The organism is Streptomyces sp. NPDC015345 (assembly GCF_043078805.1).
In the GTDB taxonomy this organism is placed as follows: domain Bacteria; phylum Actinomycetota; class Actinomycetes; order Streptomycetales; family Streptomycetaceae; genus Streptomyces.
The window spans coordinates 211,020-227,745 of record NZ_JBIBTX010000009.1; the positions used below are offsets into that span (position 1 = coordinate 211,020).

The 16,726-nt window shown below is 71.3% G+C and carries 18 protein-coding genes; 17 read left to right on the forward strand and 1 reads right to left on the reverse strand.

Annotation, left to right across the window (positions count from 1 at the left end):
• The first annotated feature begins 60 nt into the window (after positions 1-60).
• Entirely contained in the window at positions 61-2,724 is a 2,664-nt protein-coding gene (locus tag ACF062_RS32350; protein WP_392143166.1) for an SDR family NAD(P)-dependent oxidoreductase, read from the forward strand.
• A 96-nt stretch (positions 2,725-2,820) separates the two neighbouring features.
• On the opposite strand, the gene ACF062_RS32355 is transcribed toward ACF062_RS32350, so the two are convergent.
• On the reverse strand, positions 2,821-3,687 hold the full coding sequence (locus ACF062_RS32355; RefSeq protein WP_392143167.1) for an SAM-dependent methyltransferase: 867 nt from the start codon (positions 3,685-3,687) through the stop codon (positions 2,821-2,823).
• A 494-nt stretch (positions 3,688-4,181) separates the two neighbouring features.
• On the opposite strand from ACF062_RS32355, the gene ACF062_RS32360 reads away from it, so the two are divergent.
• From ACF062_RS32360 to whiG, 16 genes are all read left to right on the forward strand, one after another.
• A complete protein-coding gene (locus tag ACF062_RS32360) occupies positions 4,182-4,814 on the forward strand; it encodes a hypothetical protein (protein WP_223777029.1) in 633 nt (210 codons plus the stop codon).
• A gap of 191 nt (positions 4,815-5,005) precedes the next feature.
• A complete protein-coding gene (rpsP, locus tag ACF062_RS32365; protein ID WP_223777030.1) occupies positions 5,006-5,449 on the forward strand; it encodes a 30S ribosomal protein S16 in 444 nt (147 codons plus the stop codon).
• A 2-nt stretch (positions 5,450-5,451) separates the two neighbouring features.
• On the forward strand, positions 5,452-5,691 hold the full coding sequence (locus tag ACF062_RS32370; RefSeq protein WP_014176063.1) for an RNA-binding protein: 240 nt from the start codon (positions 5,452-5,454) through the stop codon (positions 5,689-5,691).
• Positions 5,692-5,823: 132 nt separating this feature from the next.
• Entirely contained in the window at positions 5,824-6,411 is a 588-nt protein-coding gene (gene rimM / locus ACF062_RS32375) for a ribosome maturation factor RimM (protein WP_392143168.1), read from the forward strand.
• Positions 6,411-7,232: a tRNA (guanosine(37)-N1)-methyltransferase TrmD gene (gene trmD, locus ACF062_RS32380; RefSeq protein ID WP_223777032.1), complete on the forward strand. Its 822-nt coding sequence runs from the start codon at positions 6,411-6,413 to the stop codon at positions 7,230-7,232. The genes rimM and trmD overlap by 1 nt, the downstream gene beginning before the upstream one ends.
• A 165-nt stretch (positions 7,233-7,397) precedes the next feature.
• The gene (gene rplS, locus ACF062_RS32385) at positions 7,398-7,748 is read left to right on the forward strand and encodes a 50S ribosomal protein L19 (RefSeq protein ID WP_223777033.1); all 351 of its coding nucleotides are present in this window, start codon (positions 7,398-7,400) and stop codon (positions 7,746-7,748) included.
• A 45-nt stretch (positions 7,749-7,793) separates the two neighbouring features.
• A complete protein-coding gene (gene lepB, locus ACF062_RS32390; protein ID WP_392143169.1) occupies positions 7,794-8,513 on the forward strand; it encodes a signal peptidase I in 720 nt (239 codons plus the stop codon).
• Positions 8,506-9,591, forward strand: a complete 1,086-nt coding sequence (gene lepB, locus ACF062_RS32395) for a signal peptidase I (protein ID WP_392143170.1) — start codon at positions 8,506-8,508, stop codon at positions 9,589-9,591. The genes lepB (ACF062_RS32390) and lepB (ACF062_RS32395) overlap by 8 nt, the downstream gene beginning before the upstream one ends.
• Complete coding sequence (gene lepB / locus ACF062_RS32400; RefSeq protein ID WP_392143171.1) at positions 9,476-10,438, forward strand: signal peptidase I; 963 nt, start codon at positions 9,476-9,478, stop codon at positions 10,436-10,438. Before lepB (ACF062_RS32395) ends, lepB (ACF062_RS32400) begins: the two co-directional genes overlap by 116 nt.
• Before the next feature lie 80 nt (positions 10,439-10,518).
• Positions 10,519-11,277: a signal peptidase I gene (gene lepB / locus ACF062_RS32405; RefSeq protein ID WP_392143172.1), complete on the forward strand. Its 759-nt coding sequence runs from the start codon at positions 10,519-10,521 to the stop codon at positions 11,275-11,277.
• Positions 11,267-11,794 (forward strand): NUDIX hydrolase, encoded by a 528-nt coding sequence (locus ACF062_RS32410; protein ID WP_392143173.1) that lies wholly within the window; start codon positions 11,267-11,269, stop codon positions 11,792-11,794. Before lepB (ACF062_RS32405) ends, ACF062_RS32410 begins: the two co-directional genes overlap by 11 nt.
• Before the next feature lie 55 nt (positions 11,795-11,849).
• Positions 11,850-12,158, forward strand: coding sequence for a DUF2469 domain-containing protein (locus ACF062_RS32415; RefSeq protein ID WP_003965949.1), 309 nt, complete (start codon positions 11,850-11,852; stop codon positions 12,156-12,158).
• Positions 12,159-12,281: 123 nt separating this feature from the next.
• On the forward strand, positions 12,282-12,662 hold the full coding sequence (locus tag ACF062_RS32420; protein WP_356580297.1) for a YraN family protein: 381 nt from the start codon (positions 12,282-12,284) through the stop codon (positions 12,660-12,662).
• The gene (locus ACF062_RS32425) at positions 12,662-14,296 is read left to right on the forward strand and encodes a YifB family Mg chelatase-like AAA ATPase (RefSeq protein WP_392143174.1); all 1,635 of its coding nucleotides are present in this window, start codon (positions 12,662-12,664) and stop codon (positions 14,294-14,296) included. The genes ACF062_RS32420 and ACF062_RS32425 overlap by 1 nt, the downstream gene beginning before the upstream one ends.
• Complete coding sequence (gene dprA, locus ACF062_RS32430) at positions 14,293-15,453, forward strand: DNA-processing protein DprA (RefSeq protein WP_392143175.1); 1,161 nt, start codon at positions 14,293-14,295, stop codon at positions 15,451-15,453. The genes ACF062_RS32425 and dprA overlap by 4 nt, the downstream gene beginning before the upstream one ends.
• A 345-nt stretch (positions 15,454-15,798) precedes the next feature.
• Positions 15,799-16,641, forward strand: coding sequence for an RNA polymerase sigma factor WhiG (whiG, locus tag ACF062_RS32435; protein WP_223777042.1), 843 nt, complete (start codon positions 15,799-15,801; stop codon positions 16,639-16,641).
• The last annotated feature ends 85 nt before the right edge of the window (positions 16,642-16,726 follow it).

Below are 16,726 nucleotides of genomic sequence, written 5' to 3' on the forward strand. Positions count from 1 at the left end.
GCCCTGGCCCGGGCTGTCGCCGACCTCCTGCCACCGGCCGCGGACGGTGCCCGCGCCTCCGTGTACGCGCTGGACGAGGGCACGGTCGACTGGGCACGCGTCCTTGGGGACGAGGGCGCCGACGTGTGCGTACTCCTCGGCGACGCACCCGGCGTCGAACCGGCCGGGGCGGTGGCGCTCACCACCCGGCGCGCGGCACTCATGCGTGCGCTCTGCGAGGCGTGCGCGGCTCTCGACGGCGCCTCCCGGGCCTCGCTGACGATGGTGACCCGGCCCAGCGGCGCCCTGCCGCACCCGGAGCGGGCCGAGGCGACCCATGACGCGGCGGTCTGGGGCATCGCCCGCACCCTCGCCAACGAGGAACCCCGCCTGTCCCTCCGCGCCGTCTCACTGGACCGTTCCGGAGGGAGGGGCACCGACGCGCACCGGGTGGCCCGCGAACTGCTGGCCGAAGACGCCGAGACCGAAGTGGTGCTCACCGCGGGCGGTGGCCGGTTCGTCCCCCGCGAGCGAGAGCTGCCCGCCGCTCGTACGGAGGCGACGGCCGGGGGAGAGACTTCCTTCGGGCTGGAGGTGCGCTCCCCCGGACTCTCCTACCAACTGGCATGGGTCGAGAACACCCCCCTGCCCGCCGGGCCCGGCCAGGTGTCCATGGCCGTACGGGCCGCGGCGCTGAACTACCGCGACATGATGCAGGCGGTCGGCCTGCTGCCGGCCGAGGCGATCGAAGGGACGTACACGGAGGGCGGCCTCGGCCTGGAGTGCGCCGGGGTGGTGACGGCCGTCGGGCCCGACGTGACCGGCTTCCGGCCGGGCGACCGGGTGTACGGCCTGGCGCCGGCGTCGCTCGCCTCCCACACCCTGACCGCCGCCCAGGCCCTCGGACACATGCCCGAGGGAATGAGCTTCACCGAGGCCGCGACCCTTCCGGTCGTCTTCTCCACCGTCCACTACAGCCTCGACCACCTGGCGCGGCTCAGCGCCGGGGAGACGGTCCTGGTGCACGGCGGCGCCGGCGGCATCGGCCTCGCCGTCCTCCAGTACGCCCACCGGTGCGGTGCCCGGGTGATCGCCACCGCGGGCACGCCCGCCAAGCGGGAACTGCTGCGCATTCTGGGGGCCGAGCACGTCCTGGACTCCCGCAGCCTGGACTTCGCCGTCCGCGTCATGGAGGTCACAGACGGGCGCGGGGTCGACGTCGTGGTCAACTCCCTGGCCGGTGAGGCCATCACGCGCGGTCTGGAGCTGCTGTGCCCGGGCGGCCGGTTCATCGAGCTGGGCAAGCGCGACATCTACGAGAACAAGCCCCTGCTGCTGCGGCCCTTCCGCAACAACATCAGCTTCTTCGGAGTCGACCTCACCACGCTGGCCTTCGACCCCGACCGTGGAGCCAGGCTCTTCGCGGACGTGACCGAACGCGTACGCGACAGGTCGTACCGCCCGCTGCCCCACAGCGTGTACCCCGCGGCCCGCGTGTCCGATGCGTTCCAGCTCATGCAGCACTCCCGCCACGTCGGAAAGGTCGTCGTGACGATGGACCCGCTGGACGAGCCGGTGCCCGTCGAGCGGCGGACGCAGGCGCCCTCCCTGGACGCCGGCGGGACCTACCTGGTGACGGGCGGCCTGAGCGGATTCGGTGCCGCGACCGCCGCGTGGCTCGCCGAACGGGGCGCACGGCACCTGGCGCTGATGAGCCGGCGCGGCGACGCGTCACCCGAGGCCGGGACGGTGCTGGCCCGGCTCGCCGAACGCGGCGTGCGGGCCACCGCGTACGCGGCCGACGTCACCGACACCTCCGCCGTTCGAGAGGTCCTCGCACGCATCGACTCCGGGAGCCACCCGCTTCGCGGAGTCGTCCACTGCGCGATGCACCTGGAGGACGACCTGTTGACCGAACTCACCGACGAACGGTTCGCCGCCGCCCTCGCTCCGAAGGTGGCTGGCGCGGCCGTCCTCGACCAGCTGCTGGGCGACCGGGAACTGGACCTGTTCCTCCTGTACTCCTCCGGCACAGCCTTCATCGGCAACGTCCGCCAGGCCAACTACGTGGCCGCCAACCTCTGGCTGGAGGCCCTCGCGCGCCGCCGCCGGCGGTCGGGCGCCGCCGGGCAGGCGATCGCCTGGGGCGCCATCGGCGAGACCGGGTACGTCGCCCGCACCGGCCTGACCGGAGCGCTCACCTCGGTGGGCATCGAACCCGTCCCGCCGCGCGAGGCCTTCGCGGCCGCCGAGCCGCTGGCCGCACAGGGCCCCGAGGTGGTCGGCGTCGGGCGCTACAACTGGGCCCGGCTGCGCAACTTCCTGCCGGCCCTCGCGGCGCCCCGCTGCGCGACGCTGCTCCCCGAGTACATGGACGGGGCCGACCACTCACGCGAGGAGATCATGGCGGCGCTGGCGGCCATGGAGCCGCAGGACGCGGTACGCGCCGTCGCCGAGACGCTCGCGCGCCTGCTGGCCGGAGTGCTGCACATGGACGAACAGGACCTCGATCACGACCGCCGGCTCGACGAGTACGGACTGGATTCCCTCATGCTCGCCGAGATGCTGGTGTCCCTGCGCACCCGGTTCGACATCGACATCCCGCCGCTGGAGTTGCTGCGCAGTGGCGGGACCATCACCGACATCTCCCACCTGGTGCTGCTGCGCCTCGGTCTGACGGACAGCCCGTCAGCGGCGGCCGGAAGCGCCGAGCCAGCCGAAGCGGATTCCGTCTCCATGGTGTGAGGCGGGCCCGGAGGGCCACCTTCCAGAAGTGCTTCGCCGGCGGCCTCGATCACGTCGAACTGAACCACGTCGAACTGAACCACCGTGCGCCCCGCGCTACGGCGTACGCGCGATCAAGTACCGGAAGACGTTCGGCATCCACACCGTCCCGTCGTGCCGCCGGTGCGGATGCAGCGCCTCCGTCAGCTCCTTGTCGACCTGGGCCTTGTCCGTCGCGCCCACCGCCGCGTCGAACAGGCCCGTCGAGAGCAGCCCCCGGACCGCGCTCTCCACATCCGCGTACCCGAACGGGCAGGCGACGCGGCCGGAGCCGTCCGGCTTGAGGCCCGCACGCTGGGCCACCTCCTCCAGGTCGTCGCGCAGGGCGGGGCGCCAACTGCCCGCGCTGCGCATCGGATCGGCGAGCTTGGTCGCCACCCTCAGGACCATGGACGTGGCGCAACGCTCCGGAGGCCCCCATCCGACGAGCACCACCGGGGTGCCCCGGTCGGTGAGCGGAGCCGCCGTCTCCAAGAGGCTGGAGAGTCCTTCGGAGTCGCCCGCCATGCAGCCGATCGGCTGGAACGCGGTGACGAGGTTGTACGCGGGCGCGTCCGGGCCCGCCGCGTCCGCGGGGCCCCCTTCGACGAGCCTCGCCCCGCCTGCCGCGCCTGCCGCCGCCTCCGGCGCGGAGTCCGGCGACAGCCGCTTCCGCGCCAGCGCCAGCCGCTCGGGCGCCGACGGCTCGACACCGGTCACCGCGGCGCCCCGGGAAGCCGCCATCAGCAGGGCGAGGCCGGATCCGCAGCCGAGACCGAGCAGCCGGGTGCCGTCACCCACGTCGAGCCGTTCGTACACCGCTTCGAAGAGCGGGACCAGCATCCGTTCCTGGATCTCCGCCCAGTCACGCGCGCGTGCACCGAGGTCCACACGGGGCGCAGTGCCCGCGCGAGGGAGGTGCGACTGCACGAGTGTTGGTGTCATCGAAAGCGCCCCAATCCGCCGAGAGTAAATGCCGTGCCGTAATCAACGGTTCGTCCGCCCCCGTGCAGTGCGCTCGCACTCCCCCGTATGCCAGAGAACTCCGCATCCGTCGTGGCGTCCAGGGGTTGTGGGCCAATGCTTTGCGTGCCACCGCCGTGCGCCCCCCCGGCAGAAACGGATTCACGTACGGTGTCTGGTCGCGGAGGGCGGGGCGGTGCCGGACGCGGATGAGGCCCCGGGTAACGTCGCTGCCGCGGGTCAGTCCTACCGAGGAACGCGGTTCCGGCGGCGGGCGCCCGTTTTCGTCTCGTACGCGGGTAGAGGCAACACAAGCCCCGGCGTGAGGGCTTTCTCTACGCGCCGGGGCGTACGCGCCGCTACGTACCGGCTTGATGCGAGCTGCGAGGCTTCTCCGCAGATCAGCGCACCCGCCCTCGTCCGGACGCATCAATGGCAACTGACGGGTACGTGCAAATTATTTGGGATGCCCCGGAATGGAACCCCCAGGGCACCCGGCTCGTTGTCACGACGTGAGCACGACACCACCTGTTCTCGCCGCAGAGCTGGCACAGGCGTGGGCCGACATTCAGCGGCACCACCCCGAGCTGCCCGACCTTGCCGCGCCCGAATCCCTGATCGGAGAGTCGTCGTCCGCGTGTGGCGCCGAGCTCTCCTTCGAGCGACTGCTTCACGAAGCAGTCCATGGCATCGCCGCCTCGCGCGGCGTACGCGACACCTCACGCGCCGGCCGATATCACAACCGCCGATTCCTCGCGATCGCCGAGGAGCTGGGCCTGGACCATCCGGAGGAGCCGCATCCGAGCAGCGGCTTCTCGCTGGTCACGCTCAACCCCGAGGCCAAGAGGCGGTACCGCCCGACGATCGAACGGCTGCAGCGTGCCCTCAAGGCGCACACCGCGGCGACCACCGCGGACACCGCCCGCAGCTTCCGGGGCCCGGCCGCCCGGCACGGCTCCTCCGGAGGAGGCGTACGCGTGAAGGCCGTCTGCGACTGCGGGCGCAACGTCCGCGTCGTCCCGTCCGTGCTCGCCCAGGCGCCCATCATGTGCGGCGGCTGCGGCAAGCCCTTCCGTATCCCGGAGGCGATCGGCGCGGGCGTGGGCTGAGCAGCACCGGGGCGCCCGAACCGGGGTGCGGGTGCCCCGGCGGCGTATGGCACAATGGCTAGCTGTACTCGACAGCCGCATAGGACCCCTCTCTCCTCCGGCTGACGCGTCCATCGGGCACTCGAGTACCGCAACCCCACGCGGCATCACCCTTGTGCCCACCCACGTCAAGACCAGGAGACACCACTTCCGTGGCAGTCAAGATCAAGCTGAAGCGTCTGGGCAAGATCCGTTCGCCTCACTACCGCATCGTCGTCGCCGACTCCCGTACCCGCCGTGACGGCCGGGCCATCGAGGAGATCGGCCTGTACCACCCGGTGCAGAACCCCTCGCGCATCGAGGTCAACTCGGAGCGTGCCCAGTACTGGCTGTCCGTCGGCGCCCAGCCGACCGAGCCGGTCATGGCGATCCTCAAGCTCACCGGCGACTGGCAGAAGCACAAGGGCCTGCCGGCCCCGGCGCCGCTGAAGGTCGCGGAGCCCAAGGACAAGCGCGCCGCGTTCGAGGCCTTCACCAAGGGTCTCGAGGGCGACGACGTCAAGGGTGAGGCCATCACTCAGAAGGCCAAGAAGGCTGACAAGAAGGCGGACGAGGCTGCTGACGCGGCCGCGTCCACCGAGTCCACCGAGGCCTGAGCATGCTCGAGGAGGCTCTCGAGCACCTCGTGAAGGGCATCGTCGACAACCCCGACGACGTGCAGGTGGCCTCGCGCAACCTGCGTCGCGGGCGCGTCCTCGAGGTCCGGGTTCACCCCGACGACCTCGGCAAGGTGATCGGTCGCAACGGCCGCACCGCGCGCGCTCTGCGCACCGTCGTGGGCGCCATCGGCGGCCGCGGTGTCCGCGTCGACCTCGTCGACGTGGACCAGGTTCGCTGAACCGGGTTCACAGAACCACAGCAGCACCGGCTCGGGCCGGGGAGGGCTTCAGGGCCCTCCCCGGCCCGTAGTCGTCTGCGGAGCACTTCCGCGGGCGCACGGAGCCGTAGGCACACGACAGGAGAGAACGCAGTGCAGTTGGTAGTCGCTCGGATCGGCCGCGCCCACGGCATCAAGGGCGAGGTCACCGTGGAGGTACGCACCGACGAGCCCGAGCTGCGGCTCGGCCCCGGCGCCGTGCTCGCCACCGACCCCGCGTCGGTGGGCCCGCTGACCATCGAGACCGGCCGCGTGCACAGCGGCCGCCTCCTGCTGCGCTTCGAGGGCGTGCGCGACCGCACCGGCGCCGAGGCGCTGCGCAACACCCTGCTCATCGCGGAGGTCGACCCCGAGGAGCTCCCGGAGGACCCCGACGAGTACTACGACCACCAGCTGATGGATCTCGACGTGGTCACCAAGGACGGCACCGAGGTCGGCCGCATCACGGAGATCTCGCACCTGCCCTCACAGGACCTGTTCATCGTGGAGCGGCCCGACGGCGGCGAGGTCATGATCCCCTTCGTCGAGGAGATCGTCACCGAGATCGACCTGGAGGAGCAGCGCGCGGTCATCGACCCCCCGCCCGGCCTCATCGACGACCGCGCGGAGATCGCGTCCGCCCGTGACGCCGAGGGCGAGTCGGCACCGGAGGGCGAGTCGGCACCGGAGGACAAGGCGTAATGCGGCTCGACGTCGTCACGATCTTCCCCGAGTACCTGGAGCCCCTGAACGTCTCGCTCGTCGGCAAGGCACGCGCGCGTGGCCGGCTCGACGTGCGGGTGCACGACCTCAGGGAGTGGACCTACGACCGCCACAACACGGTCGACGACACCCCCTACGGCGGCGGCCCCGGCATGGTCATGAAGACCGAGCCCTGGGGCGCGGCCCTCGACGACGTACTCGCCGAAGGGTACGAGTCAGGGGCCCACGGGCCCGCCCTGGTCGTCCCGACGCCCAGCGGGCGCCCCTTCACCCAGGAACTCGCCGTCGAGCTCTCCGAGCGCCCCTGGCTGGTCTTCACGCCCGCGCGCTACGAGGGCATCGACCGCCGTGTCACGGACGAGTACGCCACCCGCCTGCCGGTGTACGAGGTGTCCATCGGCGACTACGTCCTCGCGGGCGGGGAAGCGGCCGTCCTCGTCATCACGGAGGCGGTGGCCCGGCTGCTGCCCGGCGTCCTCGGCAACGCCGAGTCCCACCAGGACGACTCCTTCGCGCCCGGCGCCATGGCCAACCTGCTCGAAGGCCCCGTCTACACCAAGCCCCCCCAGTGGCGCGGTCACGGCATCCCGGACGTCCTGCTCAGCGGCCACCACGGCAAGATCGCCCGCTGGCGGCGGGACGAGGCGCTGCGCCGCACCACCCGCAACAGACCCGATCTCATCGAACGTTGCGACCCCAAGGCCTTCGACAAGAAGGACCGCGAGATGCTCTCGATCCTGGGGTGGCGGCCGGGGCCCGACGGCCGATTTGGGCGAGACCCCGAGGCCGTGGAAGAATAGGCCGCTGCTGTACGTCCAGCGTGCGCCCCTGCCACAGGGGGATCGACCGGAGTTCCCCGCATACGCGGGAATGGTCCAGACGCCCGCCCGACGCGATCAGCTACCGAATCCTCATCACCACGTTCCGCTGATGACCTGTGGCATCAGTGAAGAAAGCAGACGATCATGGCCAACCTGCTCGACTCCCTCGACAGCGCGTCGCTGCGCGACGACATCCCGGCCTTCCGCCCGGGTGACACCGTCAACGTCCACGTCCGCGTCATCGAGGGCAACCGCTCCCGCGTGCAGCAGTTCAAGGGCGTAGTCATCCGTCGCCAGGGTGCCGGTGTGCGCGAGACCTTCACGGTCCGCAAGGTCTCCTTCTCCGTCGGCGTCGAGCGCACCTTCCCGGTGCACACCCCGATCGTCGAGAAGATCGAGCTCGTCACCCGCGGTGACGTGCGTCGCGCGAAGCTGTACTACCTCCGTGAGCTGCGCGGCAAGGCCGCGAAGATCAAGGAGAAGCGCGAGAGCTGAGCTCCCGCACGGGTCCGCGGCGGGGCCGGATAGCATCTGGCCCCGATGGACACCGAAGCACAGCACCCGGAGCGCGACCGCTCCTCCCCACCCTCCGACTCCGGAGACGTCCCGCACGTCGCCGAAGCCGGCGAGGAGACGGAGGAACGGTCGCGCTCCGTTTTCATGTCGCTCGTCTCCCGGCTGCCGGGCGGCGGCTTCACGCTCACGTTCCTGCTGTGCGTGGCGGCACTGCTCGTCGTCGGCACCTTCGTGGTGCAGCCCTTCCAGATTCCGAGCGGCTCCATGGAGCCCGCGTTCCGGGTCGGGGACCGGGTACTCGTCAACAAGTTGGCGTACCGTTTCGGTTCCGAGCCGCAGCGGGGTGACGCGGTCGTCTTTGACGGCAGCGGCTACTTCGGGGACGCCGACTACATCAAGCGGGTCGTGGGCACTGGGGGAGACCGGGTGGTCTGCTGCGAGCGGGGGAGGATCAAGGTGAACGGCGAGCCTGTCGACGAGCCGTACCTGTTTCCGGGCGACAGCCCCTCACAGGTGCCCTTCGATGTCGTCGTCCCCGAAGGCAGCCTGTTCCTGCTCGGCGACCACCGCAGCGACTCACGGGACTCCCGTGACCACCTGGGGCAGCCCGGGGGCGGCATGATCCCCGTGGACGAGGTCATCGGCCGGGCCGACTGGATCGCCTGGCCGGTCGGTCACTGGACCTCCCTGGAGCGCCCCGACAGCTACGCGCGCGTGCCGGCACCGGGCGGCGCGCATGGGTAACCGCGGGCGGACACGCGCCGCGGGCCACCAGGCCGACAGCCGGCTGCCCACGGGGTCCCGGCCGACCAGTGGTCCCGCCCGGCCGGGCAGGGCCGAGCGGCGCAAGCTCGCGAAGAAGGTCAAGCGGCGCAGGCGGCGCTCCGCGATCAAGGAGATACCTCTCCTCATAGGTGTGGCCCTGCTGATCGCCCTCGTCCTGAAGACGTTTCTGGTGCAGGCCTTCGTGATCCCCTCGGGCTCCATGGAGCAGACGATCCGGATCGGGGACCGCGTCCTGGTGGACAAGCTCACTCCCTGGTTCGGCTCGAAGCCCGAGCGCGGTGACGTCGTCGTCTTCAAGGACCCCGGCAACTGGCTCGAAGAGGAGCAGGGCAAGAAGAAGGACGACCCGGTGGTCGTCAAGCAGGTCAAGGAGGGGCTGACACAGATCGGCCTGCTGCCCTCCGACAGCGAGCGGGACCTGATCAAGCGGGTCGTCGGCGTCGGCGGCGACACCGTGAAGTGCTGCGACAAGAACAACAAGGTCACCGTCAACGGCGTACCGCTCGACGAGCCGTACATCCACCCCGGCGACAAGCCCTCGGCCTTCGAGTTCAAGGTGAAGGTCCCCAAGGGGCGCCTGTTCATGATGGGCGACCACCGCAGCGACTCGGCCGACTCCCGCTTCCACCGCACGGAGAAGTTCGCCGGGACCATCTCCGAGGAGGCGGTCGTCGGGCGGGCCCTCGTCATCGCCTGGCCCCTCGGTCACTGGCGCAAACTGGAGGAGCCCGAGACATATGCGTCCGTACCCGACGCGCGTGCGGGATCGGACACCGCCACAGGCGTGTCGCATAGGGTGGCACACGGCGATCGATACGGATTGATCCGACTCCCGACCCCTGCGGAACTCCCGCTCGTTATGGGAGTGGTGGGCCTGCATCGCATCTGGGGCAGGCGGCGGCACGGACTGAGGAGTGGATGTGGGGGATTTGGCGGTCGGCGCACGATCCGGACACGAGGGGCCCGAGGAGCGGCCGGGACGATCCGACGAGCCGGGCGTCGAGGCCGCCGCGGGCGGTACGAACCCCGGGAGTGACGCCGCGGACGGCGACGGGACTCAGAGCGGCCAGGACGCCAAGCAGCCGAAGAAGCAACGGTCCTTCTGGAAGGAACTGCCGCTTCTCATCGGTATCGCGCTGGTCCTGGCGCTGGTGATCAAGTCCTTCCTGGTGCAGGCGTTCTCGATCCCCTCGGACTCGATGCAGAACACGCTCCAGCAGGGCGACCGCGTCCTCGTCGACAAGCTGACGCCGTGGTTCGGCTCCGAGCCCGAGCGCGGCGAGGTCGTCGTCTTCAAGGACCCGGGCCACTGGCTGGACGGCGAGCCCACCCCCGACCCGAACGCGGTGCAGAGGGTCCTCGGCTGGATCGGCCTGATGCCGTCCGCCGACGAGAAGGACCTGATCAAGCGCGTCATCGCGGTCGGCGGCGACACCGTGGAGTGCAAGGGCACCGGCCCGGTGAAGGTCAACGGCAAGGCGCTCAACGAGCCCTACGTCTTCGCGGGGAACACCCCGTGCACGGTCGACGACCAGGGCGGCCAGTTCAAGGTCACCGTGCCCCAGGGCAAGATCTGGGTCATGGGCGACCACCGGCAGAACTCGCTGGACTCCCGCTACCACCAGAACCAGCCCGGCGGTGGCGCCGTCCCCGTGGACAACGTCGTGGGCCGCGCCATCGTGATCGCCTGGCCGCCCACCCGCTGGGCGACGCTGCCCAAGCCGGACACCTTCGACCAGCCGGGCATCAACGCCCTGTCGAGCGCCGCCCCCGGCGTCCTCGGCCTGGCGGGCGCGGTGCCGCTCGTCCTGTGGCGCAGGCGCCGACTGACGGTCGCCGCGGCACGGAACACGAGGGTTTCTGGCGGCAGTACCGCCGGGTAGGGTGCCGTCCCAGATCGTCGATCTTCCGCCGTCCGTACGCACGGGTGGCGGGGTCGTCTCCGAGACGGGGGAGCACCGGGATGAGCAGGACACGTCGTACGGACGAGGGCCAGGGCCGGCTCGGCAGCGTGCTGTCGGGCATCGCCGTGGCCCTCGGCTGTGTGCTCTTCCTCGGCGGATTCGTCTGGGGCGCAATCCTGTACCAGCCGTACACCGTGCCCACGGGTTCGATGACCCCGACGATCGGTGCGGGCGACCGGGTGCTCGCACAACGGATCGAGGGCGACGAGGTGCGCCGTGGTGACGTCGTCGTCTTCGAGCAGTCGACCTGGGGCGACCTGCCGATGGTCAAGCGCGTGGTCGGCGTGGGCGGTGACAAGGTCGCCTGCTGCACGGACGGCAAGCTGACCGTCAACGGCAAGGAAGTCGCAGAACCGTATCTTCCCGAGGGCAAGGGCGTCGCGGCCAGCGGCATTCCCACCACGACCGTCCCCAAGGGCCGCCTGTTCCTGCTCGGCGACGAGCGCAGCGGTTCCCTTGACTCCACCGCGCACCTGGACGACGCGGACGGCGGCACCGTGCCGCGCGACGTGGTGCGGGCGCGGGTCGACGCGGTGGCCTGGCCGATGGGCGAGTTCCGCATGCTGGAGCGGCCGGAGGGCTTCGCGGAGCTGCCGGGCGGCCTCTCCGAGCCCGGACCGCTGCGGGTGGTGCTGAGCGCGATCGTGGTGGGCATGGTGCTCGTCCTCGGCGGCGCCGCGTACGGCCCGGTGGCCAAGGGCCTGGGCCGCCGCGGCCGCGGGCGGAGCCGTACGACGGAGGCCGTCGGTGCCGGCTGAGGAGAGCGCGCATGCCGACCCGTCGTCGACGGGGCGGTCCCTGCGCAAGGTCGCGCGCGTGGTGCTGCTGGACCCGGACGACCGCATCCTGCTACTGCACGGCCATGAGCCAGGTGACCCGGCGGACGACTGGTGGTTCACGCCGGGCGGCGGCCTGGAGGGCGAGGAGACGCGCGAACAGGCCGCCCTGCGCGAGCTGCGCGAGGAGACCGGCATCACGGAGGTCGAGCTCGGCCCTGTGCTGTGGCGACGCGTCTGTTCCTTCCCCTTCGCCGGGCGCCGCTGGGATCAGGACGAGTGGTACTACCTGGCGCGTACGACGCAGACGGAGACCGCCGCCGAGGGCCTGACGGAGCTGGAACGCCGCAGTGTGGCCGGAGCACGTTGGTGGACGTGCCGGGAACTGACCAAGGCTCATGAGACGGTGTACCCGACCAGACTCGCCGAGCTGTTTCGCAGACTGCTCGACGAGGGGCCCCCGGACCGGCCCGAGATCCTCGACACGGAAATCGTGTAGGGGTTCGCGGGGCTGACGCACAATAGGGGGACGCACGGCTGAAGGGGAACATGCCATGAGCGCCGAGGACCTCGAGAAGTACGAGACCGAGATGGAGCTGAAGCTCTACCGGGAGTACCGCGATGTCGTCGGTCTGTTCAAATACGTGATCGAGACCGAACGGCGCTTCTATCTCACCAACGATTACGAGATGCAGGTGCACTCCGTTCAGGGTGAAGTCTTCTTCGAGGTGTCCATGGCGGACGCCTGGGTGTGGGACATGTACCGGCCGGCTCGGTTCGTGAAGCAGGTGCGGGTCCTCACGTTCAAGGACGTGAACATCGAAGAGCTGAACAAGAGCGACCTGGAGCTTCCCGGGGGCTGACCGCGTGAGGCGCGGTTGTTCACTCGCCGGGGTGGCGGAGTTTTCCACAACCGGTGAGTTGTGCACCAAGATCCAATAGGTGCGGGCCGAACCGTGACTGTGGGTGCCGGAGGTGGTGCCGGCATGAACGCACGGGGAGCACTCGGCAAGTACGGCGAAGACCTGGCCGCACGGCGGCTGGTCGAGGCGGGGATGACGGTCCTGGCGCGCAATTGGCGCGCGGGCAGGGCCGGTGAGATCGACATCGTGGCCATGGACGGCGAGGCCCTCGTCGTCTGCGAGGTGAAGACCCGCAGGGCGCCGGGTCTGGTCGGTTCGACGCTGTTCGAACACCCGATGGCGTCCGTGGGCAGGACCAAGGCGGAGCGGCTGCGGCGCCTGGCGGAGCGCTGGATCGAAGAGCGCGGCGGTCCACCGCCGGGAGGCGTCCGCATCGACCTGATCGGCGTCCTGCTCCCGCGGCGCGGAGCCCCCGTGGTCGAGCATGCGCGGGGGGTGGCCTGATGGGATTCGCGCGTACGTGTTCGGTGGCGCTGGTCGGCGTCGAAGGCGTGGTCGTCGAGGTGCAGGCCGATCTGGAGCCCGGCGTGGCGGCGTTCACGCTGGTGGGGCTGCCGGACAAGAGCCTGACGGAGAGCCGGGACCGCGTCAGGGCGGCCGTGGTCAACTCGGGCGCGGAGTGGCCACAGAAGAAGCTGACGGTGGGACTGAGCCCCGCGTCGGTCCCCAAGGGCGGCAGCGGGTTCGACCTCGCCGTCGCGTGCGCGGTCCTCGGAGCGGCCGAGCGGATCGACCCACGGGTGCTGGCCGACGTCGTGATGATCGGTGAGCTCGGGCTCGACGGACGGGTGCGACCCGTCCGGGGCGTGCTGCCGGCGGTCCTCGCGGCGGCCGACGCGGGGTACGAACAGGTGGTGGTCCCGGAGTGCACGGCCGCCGAGGCCGCGCTGGTGCCGGGCGTCTCGGTCCTCGGGGTGCGCAGCCTGCGCCAGCTCATCGCGGTCCTCACCGACGAGCCGGTGCCGCTGGAGGAGCCGGACGAGACGGGGCGGCCCGACCCGATGCTCGCCGGGCTCTGCGTGCCGGGCACCGGTGTGGGCACGGGCCTCGGTGTCGGCGGCGCGATGGACGATGCCCACGCGCTGGACCTGGCGGATGTCGTCGGGCAGACGTCGGCGAGGACCGCGGTGGAGGTGGCCGCCGCGGGGGCCCACCACCTCTTCCTCAAGGGGCCGCCGGGCGCGGGCAAGACCATGCTCGCGGAGCGGCTGCCGGCGATCCTGCCCCGGCTGACCCGCGAGGACTCCTTGGAGGTGACCGCGGTCCACTCGGTGGCGGGCATGCTCCCGCCGGGCAAGCCGCTGGTGGACATCGCGCCGTACTGCGCCCCACACCACTCCGCGACGATGCAGTCGCTCGTGGGCGGCGGTCAGGGGCTGGCGCGGCCGGGAGCGGTCTCCTTGGCTCACCGCGGGGTGCTCTTTCTGGACGAGGCGCCGGAATTCAGCAGCCGGGCCCTGGACTCCTTGCGGCAGCCTCTCGAATCGGGCCATGTGGTCATCGCGCGGAGCGCCGGGGTGGTGCGGCTGCCGGCGAAGTTCCTGATGGTGCTGGCGGCCAACCCCTGCCCCTGCGGCCGGCACACGCTGCTCGGTGACGGCTGCGAATGCCCCTCCTCCGTCATCCGCCGCTATCAGGCGCGCCTCTCGGGGCCGCTGCTCGACCGGGTGGACCTGAAGGTCGAGGTGGAGGCCGTCACCCGCTCCGAACTGGCCGGGTACGGCACGCCGGGGGAGTCCACCCGGACCGTCGCCGACCGCGTCCGCGCCGCCCGGGAGAGAGCGGCCGCCAGGCTGTCCGGCACCGGATGGCGGACCAACAGCGAGGTGCCGGGGCATGCGCTGCGCACCCGGTGGCCCGCCGCTCCCGGAGCGCTGGACGCGGCCGAGCTGGACCTGGAGCGCGGCTTCCTGACCGCCCGCGGCCTCGACCGCGTCCTGCGGGTGGCGTGGACCGTCGCCGATCTGGCGGGGCACGACCGGCCCTCCGCGCAGGACGTCGCCCTGGCGCTGCAACTGCGCACGGGAATCGCGCGCGGCGTGCCGGTGGCGATCGAGCCGATCGGAGCCCCGAGGTGAGCGCGGAACCGCCGACGGACGAGGATCGCCTGGCCAGGGTCGCCCTGACCCGGGTGCTCGAACCGGGGGACGAGATCGGGGGCCGGTGGCTCCGGGAGGCCGGGCCCGTGGAGGTGCTGCTCAGGCTCCGCGGGGAGGAGAAGCGGCTCTCGGGAGTGACCGCGCGGCGCTGGGATGGGCTGCGGGCACGGGCCGCCAGGGCCCGGCCGCAGGAGGACCTGGAAGCGGCGGGGGATGTCGGGGCGCGGTTCGTGTGCCCCGGGGACGCGGAGTGGCCGCTGCCGCTGGACGACCTCGGGGACGCCCGGCCGATCGGGCTCTGGGTGCGGGGGAGGGCTTCCCTGCGGATATGGGCGGTGCGGTCGGTGGCCGTCGTCGGAGCCCGGGCCTGCACGCAGTACGGCGCGCACATGGCGGCCGAGCTGGGCGCGGGCCTGGCGGAGCGCGGCTGGGTGGTGGTCTCGGGCGGGGCGTACGGCGTGGACGGCGCCGCGCACCGCGGAGCGCTCGGCGCGGGCGGGGCCACCGTGGCCGTGCTGGCCTGTGGGGTGGACCGGGCCTATCCCCGCGGCCACGCCGAGCTGATCGGGCGGATCGCGGAACAGGGCCTGGTGGTCGGGGAGTTGCCGCCGGGTGACCATCCGACACCGAGCCGTTTCATCCTCCGGAACAGGCTGATCGCCGCCCTCACTCGAGGGACGGTGGTGGTGGAGGCGGCGTACCGCAGCGGGGCGCTGGCCACGGCCCGTGGCGCCCAGGAGCTGGGGCGCTTCACCATGGGGGTGCCGGGGCCCGCGACCAGTGGCCTCTCCGCCGGGGTCCATGAACTGCTGCGGGGTGACGGCGCCCTGGTGACCGATGCCGCGGAAGTCGTCGAGCTGGTCGGTGACATGGGCGACCTGGCCCCGGAGCGGCGGGGCCCCGTCCTGCCGCGCGATCTGCTCGCGCCGGGGGCGGCCCGCGTCCTGGCCGCGCTGCCCGCGCGAGGTCGGGCGACGGCCGGGGACGTCGCTGTCGGCGCGGGGACGAGCGTGGACGACGCGGTAGGGCGCTTGTACGAGCTTCAGTCGTTGGGGTTCGTCGAACGACACGGCGACGGCTGGCAGTTGACACGCCAGGCGTTCGCGGCCGTCTTCGCTACTGGAGGTGAATCGTGACCGAGTGTGTTCCGCCGGACGGATGAACCCCCGACGACCTTGGGAAATCGCGCAGTTGATGCGCCGACGTCGTCACCCACGGCGACGGAGGCGGCTCCGAGGGCCACCCAGCGGAACGTATCTGCGCACGCACGATCCCATAGTCTTCGCTCACTGCGACACTTCAGTCACGCTACGCTCACAAGGATTCCGACGCGGACAGGCAACCAGACGGACAACCTCATTCACTTCACGCAAACGCACCACCAGACGAGCGCGGGCGGCCCCGGTGGATTCGCCGCCTCGCGCGATGTCACCGACCCACGCGACCTCACCGGTTCACGGCAGAACGGCTCAAGGCGACGAATGCCCCAGCACACCTCAGGGTCCGACCGGGCGGCGGTCCCTCCCGCCGCCCGTAGCGGCGAGCAGGAGCGGCCCCCCGCTCCCTCGTCGCTGGACGAGTTGTGGCGGTCGTACAAGGAGACCGGGGACGGGCGGCTGCGGGAGCAGCTGATCCTGCACTACTCACCGCTGGTGAAGTACGTCGCGGGCCGGGTGAGCGTGGGCCTGCCGCCCAATGTGGAGCAGGCCGACTTCGTCTCGTCCGGGGTGTTCGGGCTGATCGACGCGATCGAGAAGTTCGACATCGAGCGGTCGATCAAGTTCGAGACCTATGCGATCACCCGCATTCGCGGGGCCATGATCGACGAGCTGCGGGCGCTCGACTGGATCCCGCGGTCCGTGCGCCAGAAGGCGCGCAATGTCGAGCGTGCCTACGCCACCTTGGAGGCGCAGCTGCGGCGGACCCCCTCGGAGAGCGAGGTCGCCGCCGAGATGGGGATCGCGCTGGAGGAACTGCACGCGGTTTTCAGCCAGTTGTCCCTGGCGAACGTGGTGGCGCTCGAAGAGCTGCTGCACGTCGGCGGCGACGGTGGCGACCGGCTGAGCCTGATGGACACCCTCGAGGACCACGCGGCCGACAACCCCGTGGAGGTCGCCGAGGACCGGGAGCTGCGCAGGCTGCTCGCGCGGGCGATCAACACCCTGCCCGAGCGTGAGAAGACCGTCGTGACGCTCTACTACTACGAAGGGCTCACGCTCGCCGAGATCGGCAATGTGCTCGGGGTGACCGAGAGCCGGGTGAGCCAGATCCACACGAAATCGGTGCTCCAGCTGCGCGCGAAGCTGGCCAGTTTTGGTCGCTGACGCGGTGCGTCGAGTGAGCTGAATCGTCCCTGCCCGACGGTTGTGCGCCCCGCCGTGACTCCCGTGCGGCGCGTCCCGTCCGTAA